Annotated in this window: 12 protein-coding genes; 4 read left to right on the top strand and 8 right to left on the bottom strand. The window is 75.4% G+C overall.

Annotated features, from left to right (window positions below):
* Positions 1-15: 15 nt before the first annotated feature.
* Both ACL02R_RS26005 and ACL02R_RS26000 read left to right on the top strand, forming a co-directional pair.
* Complete coding sequence (locus tag ACL02R_RS26005) at positions 16-1,290, top strand: ATP-grasp domain-containing protein (RefSeq protein ID WP_412799428.1); 1,275 nt, start codon at positions 16-18, stop codon at positions 1,288-1,290.
* A complete protein-coding gene (locus ACL02R_RS26000; protein ID WP_412799403.1) occupies positions 1,290-3,317 on the top strand; it encodes a CocE/NonD family hydrolase in 2,028 nt (675 codons plus the stop codon). The genes ACL02R_RS26005 and ACL02R_RS26000 overlap by 1 nt, the downstream gene beginning before the upstream one ends.
* Positions 3,318-3,697: 380 nt before the next feature.
* On the opposite strand, the gene ACL02R_RS25995 is transcribed toward ACL02R_RS26000, so the two are convergent.
* Genes ACL02R_RS25995 through ACL02R_RS25985 form a run of 3 tightly spaced genes read right to left on the bottom strand, consistent with a single transcriptional unit; the run spans position 3,698 to position 4,688 of the window.
* Positions 3,698-4,108 (bottom strand): hypothetical protein, encoded by a 411-nt coding sequence (locus ACL02R_RS25995; protein WP_412799402.1) that lies wholly within the window; start codon positions 4,106-4,108, stop codon positions 3,698-3,700.
* Positions 4,105-4,269 (bottom strand): hypothetical protein, encoded by a 165-nt coding sequence (locus tag ACL02R_RS25990; protein ID WP_412799401.1) that lies wholly within the window; start codon positions 4,267-4,269, stop codon positions 4,105-4,107. Before ACL02R_RS25990 ends, ACL02R_RS25995 begins: the two co-directional genes overlap by 4 nt.
* The gene (locus tag ACL02R_RS25985; protein WP_412799400.1) at positions 4,266-4,688 is read right to left on the bottom strand and encodes a hypothetical protein; all 423 of its coding nucleotides are present in this window, start codon (positions 4,686-4,688) and stop codon (positions 4,266-4,268) included. Before ACL02R_RS25985 ends, ACL02R_RS25990 begins: the two co-directional genes overlap by 4 nt.
* 125 nt (positions 4,689-4,813) lie before the next feature.
* Between ACL02R_RS25985 and ACL02R_RS25980 the strand changes: the two genes are divergently transcribed.
* Positions 4,814-6,067, top strand: coding sequence for a helix-turn-helix transcriptional regulator (locus ACL02R_RS25980; RefSeq protein ID WP_412799399.1), 1,254 nt, complete (start codon positions 4,814-4,816; stop codon positions 6,065-6,067).
* A gap of 140 nt (positions 6,068-6,207) precedes the next feature.
* Here the strand turns inward: ACL02R_RS25980 and ACL02R_RS25975 are convergent, their stop codons facing one another.
* Positions 6,208-6,801 carry a TetR/AcrR family transcriptional regulator gene (locus tag ACL02R_RS25975; protein ID WP_412799398.1) on the bottom strand — a complete coding sequence of 198 codons (594 nt, stop codon included), beginning with the start codon at positions 6,799-6,801 and terminating at the stop codon, positions 6,208-6,210.
* A 127-nt stretch (positions 6,802-6,928) separates the two neighbouring features.
* Between ACL02R_RS25975 and ACL02R_RS25970 the strand changes: the two genes are divergently transcribed.
* Positions 6,929-7,369 carry a DoxX family membrane protein gene (locus ACL02R_RS25970; RefSeq protein ID WP_412799397.1) on the top strand — a complete coding sequence of 147 codons (441 nt, stop codon included), beginning with the start codon at positions 6,929-6,931 and terminating at the stop codon, positions 7,367-7,369.
* Between the two features lie 13 nt (positions 7,370-7,382).
* Here the strand turns inward: ACL02R_RS25970 and ACL02R_RS25965 are convergent, their stop codons facing one another.
* From ACL02R_RS25965 to ACL02R_RS25950, 4 genes are all read right to left on the bottom strand, one after another.
* A complete protein-coding gene (locus ACL02R_RS25965; RefSeq protein WP_412799396.1) occupies positions 7,383-10,568 on the bottom strand; it encodes a trypsin-like peptidase domain-containing protein in 3,186 nt (1,061 codons plus the stop codon).
* Entirely contained in the window at positions 10,543-10,851 is a 309-nt protein-coding gene (locus ACL02R_RS25960) for a trypco2 family protein (protein WP_412799395.1), read from the bottom strand. The genes ACL02R_RS25965 and ACL02R_RS25960 overlap by 26 nt, the downstream gene beginning before the upstream one ends.
* A gap of 61 nt (positions 10,852-10,912) precedes the next feature.
* Positions 10,913-11,569, bottom strand: coding sequence for a response regulator (locus tag ACL02R_RS25955; protein WP_412799394.1), 657 nt, complete (start codon positions 11,567-11,569; stop codon positions 10,913-10,915).
* Between the two features lie 10 nt (positions 11,570-11,579).
* Positions 11,580-12,045, bottom strand: a 466-nt coding sequence (locus ACL02R_RS25950) for a sensor histidine kinase (protein ID WP_412799393.1), incomplete at its 5' end; no start/stop codon positions are given.

Genomic DNA, 12,045 nt, shown 5'->3' with positions numbered 1-12,045 from the left:
GTCTTCGTCATCGGCATGGACGAGGCGAACGAGGCGGCGCTGCGGGACGTCCCCGACGCGTCCTCGTACCGGCTGCACCCGCTGCTGACGATCGAGGAGCTGCAACACGGCGAGGTGGACTTCCCGGCCCTCGTGCGCGAGGCGGAACGGCAGCTCGACGCGTTCGACGGCACGGTGGACGCGATCGTCGGCTACTGGGACTTCCCGGTCTCCACGCTGGTGCCGATCCTCGCCCGGCGCTACGGGCTGCGCAGCACCAGCCTGGAGTCGATCGTGAAATGTGAGCACAAATACTGGACGCGTCTGGAGCAGCGAAAAGTGACAGACGCCGTCCCGCGCTTCGGCCTGGTGGACCTGTCGGCGGACGACCCGGAGCCCCCGGAGGGCGTGCGCTTCCCCATGTGGCTGAAGCCCGTGACGGCCTACTCGTCGGAGTTGGCCTTCGGCGTGCAGGACCGCGACGAGTTCCGCGCGGCGGTGGCGGAGATACGGGCCGGGGCCGGCCGCGTGGGCCGCCCCTTCGAGTTCGTGCTGGAACGGCTCGACCTGCCGCCGGAGATCGCCGAGGCGGGCGGCGCGGCCTGCCTGGCGGAGGAGGCGATACGCGGCGAGCAGGTCGCCGTGGAGGGCTGGGTGCGCGACGGCGAGGTGACGGTCTACGGGGCGCTCGACTCGCTGACGTACGAGGACAGCCCGTGCTTCCTGCGGCACCAGTACCCCTCGCGGCTGCCGCGCGACGTCGTGGACCGGCTGGAGGACATCTCGCGGCGCGTGATCAAGCAGATCGGAATGGATCACGCGACGTTCAGCATCGAGTTCTTCTACGACCCGGAAACGGACAGGATCAATATCCTGGAGGTCAATCCGCGTCACTCCCAGTCGCACGCGGAACTGTTCGCCTACGTCGACGGCGCGCCCAACCACCACGCGATGCTGGCCCTCGCCCTCGGTCGCGACCCCCGCCTGCCCCACGGCGAGGGCCCCCACAAGCTCGCCGCGAAGTGGTACCTGCGCCGCTTCGAGGACGGCATCGTCACCCGCGCCCCCAGCGACGGCGAACTCGCCGAACTGGCCCGCCGCGTCCCCGGCACCGCCGTGAACCACACCCCGCCCGCCGGCGCCCGCCTCTCCGAACTGCCCGAGCAGGACAGCTACAGCTACGAACTGGCCCACATCTTCACCGCCGCCGACACCGAGGCGGAGCTGATCGCGAAGTACGAGGAGTGCGTACGCTCCCTGCCGTTCGCGTTCGAGGAGCCGCCCGGCGCCCCGGAGGGAGGCACCGCCTGATGCGCGTCACGGACGACCTGCCGTACGAGATCCGGCGCGAGGAGCACGTCACCGTCCGCGCCTCGGACGGCATCCGGCTGTCCGCCCGGATCTGGCGCCCCGTCTCCTCCGACGCCGAGCCCGTCCCGGCCGTGCTGGAGTACATCCCCTACCGCAAGCGCGACCTCACCTCCGTCCGCGACTCCGTGCACCACCCCTACATCGCCGGCCACGGCTACGCCTGCGTCCGCGTGGACCTGCGCGGCACCGGCGACTCCGAGGGCGTGCTGCGCGACGAGTACCTGGAACGCGAGCAGACCGACGCCGAGGACATCCTCGCCTGGCTGTCGCACCAGCCCTGGTGCGACGGCCGCACCGGCATGATGGGCCTGTCCTGGGGCGCCTTCAGCGCGCTCCAGGTCGCCGCGCGCCGCCCGCCCGGCCTGCGCGCCATCGCCATCGCGTCGTTCACGGACGACCGGTACGCCGACGACATGCACTACATGAACGGCTGCATGCTGTCCGACAACCTCGCCGAGGCCGGCACCATGTTCGCCTACGCCACCTGCCCGCCCGACCCGCAGGTCGTCGGCGACGAGTGGCGCCCCATGTGGTTCGAACGCCTCTCCGCCGCCCGCCCCTGGGCCGAACGCTGGCTGCGCCACCAGCGCCGCGACGCCTACTGGCGCCACGCCTCCGTCTGCGAGGACTACGCCGCCGTGCAGGTCCCCGTCCTCGCGTCAAGCGGCTGGGCCGACGGGTACTCCAACGCCGTCACGCGCCTGCTCCAGCACCTGGACGTGCCGCGCAAGGGCCTCATCGGCCCGTGGTCCCACAAGTTCCCGCACCAGGGCGAGCCGGGCCCCGCCATCGGCTACCTCCAGGAGGTCGTCCGCTGGTGGGACCACTGGCTGAAGGACGCCGACAACGGCGTGATGGACGGCCCGATGCTCCGCGCCTGGATGCAGGAGAGCGTGCCGCCCTCCACCGCGTACGAGGAACGCCCCGGCCGGTGGGTCGGCGAGCCGTCCTGGCCGTCCCCGCACATCGAGGAGACGGCCTACCCGCTGCTCGGCCCGCGCATCGGCGACCCGGGCGACGAACCGCTGCGCGCGCACCCGGAGCCGACGGTGCGCTCGCCGCTGTCGGTGGGCCAGTTCGCCGGGAAGTGGGCGTCGTACAACGCGCCGCCCGACCTGCCGTACGACCAGCGCGAGGAGGACGGCGGCTCGATCGTCCACGACAGCGACCCGCTGGGGGAGCGCCTGGAGATCCTGGGGGCGCCGGCGGTCGATCTTGAGGTGTCGGTCAACCGCCCGGTCGCCATGATCGCGGCGCGCCTGTCCGACGTCGCCGAGGACGGCAGCGCCACCCGCGTCACCTACGGGCTGCTGAACCTCACCCGCCGCGACAGCCACGACGCGCCCCAGCCGCTTGAGCCGGGCCGCCGCTACCGCGTCCGGCTGCGGCTGAACGGGGTGGCGCAGGCGTTCCCGCCCGGCCACCGCGTACGCCTGTCGCTGTCCACGTCCTACTGGCCGCTGGCGTGGCCGCCGCCCGAGCCGGTCCTGATGACGGTGCACCGCGGGGGCCGCCTCGTCCTGCCGGTCCGCCCGGCGGCGGAGCCGGACAACGTGGGGGAGCGCCCGTTCGGCGAGCCGGAGGGCGCGAGGCCGCTGGAGACGACGCTGCTGGAGCCGGGGGAGCAGCGCTGGGAGGTGTCGCGTGACCTGGTGGACTACCGGTCGTCGCTGGAGATCGTGAAGGACCTGGGCGTGCAGCGCTTCGAGGAGCACGGGATGGAGGTGCGGCGCCGGGCGTACGAGCGGTACGACTCGGTGGCGGACCGTTTCTGCTCGGTGCGGGGCGAGTCGGCGTGGACGATGGGCTTCCGGCGCGGTGACTGGGAGACGCGCACGGAGACGCGGACCGTCCTGGAGTGCTCGGAGACGGACTTCCTGCTGCACGCGACCCTCGACGCGTACGAGGGCCCGCACCGGGTCTTCTCCCAGACCTGGACGGAGAAGGTCCCCCGCGACCTGCTGTGACGCCGGCGGCGGCGCGCTGCCCCCGCGCGCGCCACGGGATGCGCGTGCGGGCAGGGGCTCGGGAGGGCGGCCCGGCCGGGCCGGGGGTGACGCTCGCCCCCATGCACAGCCCACCCGGCAGGTGGGCCAGACCGGGTATCGGGTCCGGCAGACTCGGCAGCCGGTCCGTGCGGGCGCGGAGGATCTGCACGACCACGCCGCGGTCGTCCGCCGCGCGCGGGGACATCCACCACGACGCCTACGCCTGTGCCCGCCCGGCCGTGATCAGCGCGTCCGTCACCGGCCAGACGGCGGACAGCCCGTGCCGGTCGGGCGTCTGCCCTGCCCAGCGCCGGGGAACCGGCGCGCGGCCAGGAGAACGGGCGGCTGCGGGGGGCCCGTCACCGTTCCTCCTCCGCGTCCGCCGCCGCCCCGGACGCCGCCCACAGGGCGAGGACCGCCGCGTGTGCCTGCACGACGGCGGCGCCACGGTCCCGCTCCGCCACCACGCGCGAGGACGCCGCCGCCATCGCCGGGAACAGCTGGTCGCAGATCGGCCGCAGCTCCGTGCCGTCGCCCAACTCGGCCAGGCGCACGACGAGTTCGAACGGGACGACGTGCGGCCAGTAGTGCAGCCCGCCCTCGGAGCCGGCAGGGTGCGCGGCCAGCGGCACGAGACGGGCCCCGATCCGGCAGGGCGCGCAGGCGTGCGACGTCCACACGCTGCGGCCGTCGCCGACCCGCGTGCGGGCGACAGCGACCAGCTCCCCGGCGGTCGCCTCGCAGTACATACACCGCGGCGGCGGGATCACGACCCCTCGCCCCCGGCCGGCATCTCGTCGTCCGCCGCGGCCGGGGCGGCGTGCCACACGGGACGCGGGAGCGGCCCCTCCAGGCCGGTGATGACGGTGATCTCGGGGTTCGGGTCACGTACCGGCGCGGGTTCCGGCGGCCAGTATCGGTCGTCGGTCACGGCGCCTCCCCGAACACCCGGCACAGCGCCGGGTACAGGACATCGGGGTCGGTGAGGCAGTCCCCGGTCGGCGGGACGGCCAGCCACCGCACCTCGCTGCCCGCGTCGGCGTCCCACGGGCCGCTGACACGGTCGGCGGGCGGGATCGCGAGGACGTGCCCCCGTCCGAGAGGGGTGACGCCGAGGGGCCACCAGCGGGCCGTCGCGTCCCCGGCCGGGACCAGCCAGTGCAACAACCGCTGCACCGGGTCCTCGACCACAGGCCCCGACAGGCCGGTGAGCGCCAGGCGCGGCAGCACGTACAGCCCTTGAAGCATCGGCACGCGGACCGCGTCGAACTGCTCGCCCAACGGCCTTATGCGCACGCGCCCGTCGAGCGGCAGCCAGTCGGGCAGTGACAGGGGGGTGGTCTTCGCCATGATCTCACCGACCTCGATAGGGGTAACGGTAAGTCAACGACTCACCGCACAGCGGCGCGAGCTGCCAGACTGTCGGCCACTGTCGTCCAGTTGTCATCCAGCACCATCACCGGCGGGGGGAAGCCGTGACCGAGACCGACGCAGAACGCATCCGGGTCGCCCGCCTGGCGCGCGGACTGACGCAGGCCGGGCTCGCCGCCCGTCTGGCCGTCTCAGCAGGCCGCGCGGCCACGGACAGCCCCGGCCGGAATCAGGTCTACCGCTGGGAGAACGGGCGTCGCTGCCCCACAATGTGGCGCCCCCACCTGGAGCGCGTGCTCGGCATCACCCTGCTCGGCTACCGTGGTGAACCCGCGCGGCTCGCGGGTATCTACCAGATCGAGCCCCCGGAGGAGATGCCTGTGGACCGCCGCCAGTTCATCGCAGCCACCACCCTCGCCGGAGTTGCCGCCAGCTCCCCCGCGACGGCCAAGGGGCGTCGCCTCGGGCGTTCGGACGTCGAACGCGCGCGGACACGGCTGGCGGATCTGCGGCGCCTGGACGACTACAGCGGAGGCGCCGCCGTCTACCCGTTGGCCGTCCGGGAGATCGGTGCCCTCGCGGCCCTGGCCGCGTCGGGCGCCTACACCGAAGACGTCGGACGGCAGCTGGTCGGCGGCCTCGGGGAGCTGTACCAGTTCGCCGCGTGGACGGCGTTCGACGCGGGCCGCGGTGACCAGGCGCGGCGCCTCGCTCTCGCCGCGGCGAACGCCGCCGGCCAGGCGGGTGACCGTACCCTGGGCGCCACCGCGCTGTCCGAACTGTCGTACCTGACCGCCTCTTCGACGGCGCCCGCCGAGGGCGTAGCGATGGCTCGCGCGTCGATGGCGCGCGCCCGGGATGCGATCCCGGCGGTTCGCGTCGTCCTGGCGGACCGGCTCGCCTGGGCCAGCGCGCGTGTCGGGGACGCCGAGGGCGCCGCCCGCGCGCTCGGCGCCGCCCAGGAGGCTCACGACCGACGCGACGACGCGGCGGACGACGAGCCCGACACCGTCTACTGGATCAACCGCGACGAGTCCATGATCATGACGGGCCGCGTCTGGTCGGAGCTGGGCCGGCACGACCGTTCCGCCGCCGTGTTCGAGGAACTGACCGCCCCCTACGACGACACGCACGCCCGGGAGATGTCCCTCCTGCACTGCTGGCTGGCAGGCGCCCGGCTGGGCATGGGCGAGATCGAGGGGGCGGCGGCGTCAGCCGGCCGCGCCGCCGAGCTGGCCGCTCAGACGGCATCGCCGCGCACGGACGCCATGATCACGGCCGCCCTCGGCGCCTTCGAGGCCCATCGGGACACCCCGGCGGTTGCCGAGTTGTTGGACACCTGGCACGCCCCGGTGTGACGAACGCCCCCACCTCCGCCCGGACTCAAGGCCCGGAGGCGGGGCGGCGGCGCGGGGGTCCCCCTGGTGGCCTCGTGTGACGGGGCGCTGGGGGGCGGGGGTTCTCGTGGGTGGTGCCGGGGGGCCCGTTCCCTGTGCGGTCAGTCCGCCGGGGGTGCGCCGATGCCCTCGGCGGCCGTGCGGAGGACGGCGCGCGCCAGCGCCTCGGCGTCCCCGTCGCCGCCCGCCGCCGCCTCGGGGAACGCGCCGTCCAGCCACAGCGCAGCGAAGCCGTGCGCGAGCGACCAGGCGGCGAGCATCACGGGCCGCTCCCGCTCCGGCGACCCGGCGGTGTCCCGGGCGCCCCGGACCAGCACCGCGCGGGAACGGGCCCGCGCCGCGACCAGGTCCGCGTCGTCCGCCCGGTACAGCTCCGGCCGGAACATCACCGCCCAGTACGCCCGGCGCGTCACCGCGAAGCGCACATAGGCGATGCCCGCCTCGGCGAAGTCGTCGCCCGCCCGCTCCAGCTCGTCCGCGAGCGCCGCGTACCCCTCGGCGGCGACGGCGGTGAGCAGGCCCGCCTTGTCGCCGAAGTGGTGCGCGGGCGCGGCGTGCGAGACGCCCGCGCGGCGCGCCAGTTCGCGCAGGCTCCAGCCGGTCGGCCCCGACTCCTCGATCGCCCGCAGCGCGGCGTCCATGACGGTACGGCGCAGGTTGCCGTGGTGATAACCCGTCTGACCGATCGTCCCCACCTCCGGATTCCGGGTCGGTCGCTGTGCGCACCATCTTGTCATCGATGGACTTGTCATTGACAGGATGCGGCCGCGTGCGGCACAGTGGCGGCACACGAACTAGTCAATGAAAAGATGTGGGGGGACCATGATCCCGTTCCTCGCCATGGTGATCGGCTTCGCCGCGCTGCGGCTGGCGGGCCTCGCCGGCGTGGACGCGCTGGACGCCTGGCAGCCCGCGCTGCGCGGCGGCGTGGCGCTGCTGTTCGTCACCGGCGGCGTGCCGCACTTCCTCCCGTCGTGGCGCCGCGACATGGCGGCCATGGTCCCGCCGTCCCTGCCGCGCCCCGAACTGCTGGTGACGCTCACCGGCGTGCTCGAACTCGCGGGCGCCGCCGGACTGCTGATCCCGCCCCTCGCGCCGTACGCCGCCGTCGCGCTCGCCGTGCTGCTGCCGGCGCTCTTCCCGGCGAACGTCCACGCCGCCCGTCAGCACCTGACGCTCGGCGGACGCCCCGCGACACCCCTGCCGCTGCGCACGGTGCTCCAGGTGGCCTTCCTCGCCGCCACCGTCGCCTGCGCCCTGTGACGGCCCCGGCCCCTCAACGCCCCAGGAGCCGCCGCAGCCGGGCGCGGAGGCCCCAGGGAGTCACGACGTTGGAGTACCACACATAAGGGATCGCGCCGAAGCACAGCAGAGGCGGCACCACCAGGGGATTCCCCCCGTCCACCACGAGCAGCGCGAGCTGGGACACGACGGCGCAGGCCGCGACCGGCAGCCGCCGCCACGGGTTCTCCCCGCCGGTCGCCGCGCGCCACGAGCGGTGGTTGTCCCAGCACAGGAGGCTCACCGCCACGAGGTAGCAGCCCCACGCGACGGCCCTGCCCGCGTACCCGGTCAGGGCGAGCAGCGCCGTCACGCCGAGGGTCCACGCGATCCACAGGCCCGGCAGGAGGAAGACCCGGACCAGCGAACGCCGGTCCAGCCCCGGCGGCGACGGCTCCGGCGGCGCGGGCAGACCGGGCAGCCCTTCGCCTGGCACCGCCGGCAGCCTCTCGCGCTCCTCCCGCAGTCCGCGGGCCTCGCCGTCGCGTCCCCACGCCTCCAGCCAGCCGGCCCCCAACTCCAGCAGGACCGGCTGTTCGGCCGGCAGGCGGTGCGTCCTGGCGAGAGACAGCGCCTCGTCCACGACGCGCCAGGTCTCCTCCGCGTCACCCGACGACGTCCGTACGAGGGCCAGCACCGTCAGCGCCTCCACCGTGCGGCGTACGTCGCCCGCCCGCCGCGCCAGGCCGAGCGCGGCACGCGCCGCGCGCTCGGCCCGTGCGGGATCGTCCGCCTCGTACGCGTGCAGCGCCTGCCGGGCCAGCGCGTCCGCCGAGCCGCCCGTGTCACCGATCCGTCCGGCGACGGCGGCGGCGCGGAGCCAGGCCGCCAGCGCGTCGCCCGGCCGCCCGAGCGCGCGCCGGCTGTCGCCGAGGCCGATGAGCGCGCTCACCAGCCTGGCGTCGTCCCGGCGCTGCGTCGCCTCCCGCACGGCCCACCGGTAGGAGAACGCGGCGTCGGCGTACCGCCCGGCCCGCAGGGCGACGCCGCCGTTCGTTTCCGCGATGTGCAGGGGGAAGGAGCCCGCGCGGCGGAAGAGCGCCATGGCGGTGTCCAGGCAGGTGAGGGAGTGCGCGGGGTGGCCGAGACCGAGGTACTGCCCGGCCAGTTCCACGAACAGTCCCGCCTCGGCCAGCCGGTCGCGGCGGTGCTGCGCGGCGGTGATCAGGTGGCGGCGTACGAGGATGGCCTCGCGGTGCCGCGCGCGGCGCAGGAAGTGGGCGGCGAGCGGCGGGCCGAGGGTCTCGACGTGGGCGAACGCGCCGGTCTCGGCCGCCGTTCCGGTGAGCGCGAGCAGCGCGTCCTCCTCCCGGGCCAGCCAGGCGGCGTCCGCCGACGCGGCCAGCTCCCCGGCGCGGGTCAGCAACCGGCCGAGCGCCGCCGCCCGTTCCTCCTCGGACCCGTCCGCCAGCAGCTCGTCGGCGTACGCGCGCAGCAGGTCGTGCAGCCGGAACCGGCCCTCGCCGTCCGCCCGTTGCAGCAGCTCGGCCCGGTGCAGCCGCCGCAGCACGCCGCCCGCGTCCGGCACGCCCAGCAGCGCGGCGGCCGACCAGCCGCCGAAGGCGCCGCCCGGGTGCAGCGCCAACAGGCGGAACAGGCGGGCGGCTTCGGCGTCCAGCGCCTCGTACGTCGCCGCGTACACCCGGTGCATGTCCAGCTCGGACAGCCGCTCCCGGCGCTGCCTGAGCACGGCGAGCAGCGGCCCGGCGCCGTGCCCCGCGTCGTCGCGCAGCCGCCCGGCGGCCATGGCGAGCGGCAGCGGCAGGTCCTCGCAGGCCGCCGCGATCTCCGCGAGGTCGTCCTCCGTGATGCCGTCGAGGGGTACGCGCGCGCCGCGCAGGAGCGCGGTGAGCAGGGCGCGTGACGCGTCGCGGGTCAGCGGGCCGAGGCGCAGCAGGGGCAGTGCGGCGGGCCAGGCGCGGGCCGTCCGCGCGGTGAGCAGCAGCCGGTGCGGGCCGTCGCCCGGCATGAACAGCCGTACGGGGAAGCCGGGCGGCGCGTTGTCGAGCAGCACGAGGACGGGCCCGCGCCGGTCGCCGCGCTCGCGCAGCGCGTCGCGGTAGAGGGCGGCCAGGCCGCTGAGGTTGTACGCCTCCCAGCCGCCGCCGGTGCCGCCGCCGGGCAGGAGGGTGCGCAGCAGGGCGAGCAGGGTGGCCTCGGCCGTCAACGGGCCGTTGCCGCCCGGTTCTTCGGGGCGGTGCCCGCGCAGGTCCGCGTAGAGGAAGCCGCCGGGGAACCAGCCCTCCCGCCGCGCCTCGTGCGCCGCCTGCGCGGTGAGCGACGTCTTGCCGACACCGGCTGGTCCCGTCACCGCCAGCGCGTGCCCAGGTCCTGGGCGCAACGTGTCCAGTACGGTGGCCAGTTCCGCGTCGCGGAAGCCGAACACGGCGGGCGGTGGCGGCGGATCGCCCAGGGCGCCGGGCATGGCGGCCGTCCGCGCGGCGGCGTCGGGCAGCGCCGAGGGCGCGAGGTCCGCGCCCAGCAACTCCTGGAGGGCGGCCAGCCGTTCCGGCTCCTCGCGCAGCCGGTCCGCCCAGCGGTCCACGCGCGTCGCCGTCAGCCGTTCCTCGTCCGGCGACCGGTGCGCCGCCACGACCACGCCGATCAGCAGCCCCCGGCTGAACACCGGCGCGCCCGACATCCCCTCCCACGCCGACCCGCCGGAACCGCCGGACAGGTCGCGGGCGACCGGCCGCGCACCCAGGTCGAACGTGCCCTCCCGCCGGTTGGACAGCGGCAGGAGCGTGGCGGCGAGCTGGTGCGCGTCGCGGTAGCGGCGGCCCGAGCCGTCCCGCCGCAGGGCGAGCAGCGGGAAACCCAGCGCGGAGAACGGCACTTCGGCGTCCGTGTCCCCGACGCGGCCAGGGACGGCCGGTGCGAGCCCGGACTCGGCGGCGTCCGGCGGATGGGCGAGGACGGCGATGTCGAGACCCGCGTGCCGCCAGGCGACGGTGGCGGCGGCCGCGCGCTCGCCGGGCAGATCGGCGTCGAAGCGGACCGTGACCGTCGTGGCGCCCGGCGGGACGACATGGGCGGCGGTCAGGACGCGGCCGGGCGCGACCAGGTAGCCGGAGCCCCGCGCCGACCCGCCCCCGGCGCGTACGGCGACGACCTCGGCGACGCGGGCGGCCGCCAGGCCGTGCCCGCCGCCGCCGTCAGCGCTCGCCGTCGAGCGAGTCACCGGCGATCAGCGCGCTTCCGTACCCGCCGTCCGGCTCGCGCAGGCGGGGTTGCAGTGTGAGGGTGATCCGCTGGGTCTCGCCGTGCGCCGCGCGGGCGCCGCCGCCCGTCTCGACCACCCAGAAGCGGACTCTGCCGTCCGCCGTCGCCTCGCGGTCCACCGTCACGGTCGCCTCGACCTCGACGCTGCCCAGCTCGAACCGCAGCGGCTCGCCGTCGCCCGCCGCCACCGCGTCGGCCAGCTCGCGCCGCAACTGCGCTATCAGCTCCGCCAGTTGGATCACCCGCGCCCCCCTCGTCCCGCCCCGACTGTACCAACGGGCGCGCCCCGGGCGTCCGTACGCGTCAGTGCCGCTGCCGCCCGTCGCCGAGGATGCCCCGCTCGTACGCCGCCGCCACCGCCGCCGCGCGGTCGTTGACCCCCAGCTTGCCGTACAGGTGCGTGAGATGGGTCTTCACCGTCGCCTCGCTGATGAACAGCGTGCGGGCGATCTCCCGGTTCCCGGTGCCCCTGGCGACCAGCGCGAGGACCTCGCGCTCCCTGGCGCTCAGCGGCGTACGGTCGGGACCCGGCGCGCGCACCCGCGAGACCAGCCGCGACGCGACGGCGGGGGACAGGACCGTACGGCCCTCGGCGGCCGCCCGCACCGCCCCGAACAGCTCGTCGCGCGGCGCGTCCTTCAGCAGGTAGCCGGTGGCGCCCGCCTCGATCGCGGGCAGCGTGTCGGAGTCCGTGTCGTACGTCGTCAGGACGAGGACCTTGCAGCGCGCGCCCCTGCGGGTCAGCTCGGCGATCGCCGCGACCCCGCCGCCGCCCGGCATCCGCAGGTCCATCAGCACCACGTCGGGGTCGAGCCGCCCGGCCAGTTCCACGGCCCGCACGCCGTCCGACGCCTCGCCGAGCACCGTGAAGTCCGGCGCCGACTCGAACATGCCGCGCAGCCCGTCCCGCACCACGGGGTGGTCGTCGGCGAGGAGGAGGGTGATCTTCCGCTCAGCCATGTCAGCCATGTCAGCCATGGCGCACCAGCGGCACGCGCGCCGACACCGCCGTGCCGCCCCCCGGCTCCGACTCGACGTCCACGGTCCCCGCCAGGCGTTCGGCGCGCGACCGCATCCCGGCGAGCCCGAAGCCGCCCGCCGCGCCGCGCGCCGGGACGGTGAGCGGGTCGAAGCCGCGGCCGTCGTCCCGCACGTCCAGGGTCACTTCGTCCTCCATGTAGGAGAGGGTGACGCCGACGCGGTCCGCGCCGGCGTGCCGCGCCGCGTTCGCCAGGGCCTCCTGGACGATGCGCAGGAACGTCGCCTCGATCTCGTCGTGCAGCGGCTCCACGGTCCCGGTGGCCGTGAACTCGGCCCGCACGCCCGTCCGTTCCGACCACTCCGCGACGGTCTTGCCCAGCGCCTCGTGCAGCGCGTCGTGCTCCAGGGCGCGGGGGCCGAGGGCGTGGACCGTGCGGCGCGCCTCGCCGAGGCTC

It is taken from the genome of Streptomyces sp. MS19 (genome assembly GCF_047200595.1).
GTDB lineage: Bacteria > Actinomycetota > Actinomycetes > Streptomycetales > Streptomycetaceae > Streptomyces.
This window is presented reverse-complemented; position numbering and strand designations above follow the sequence as displayed.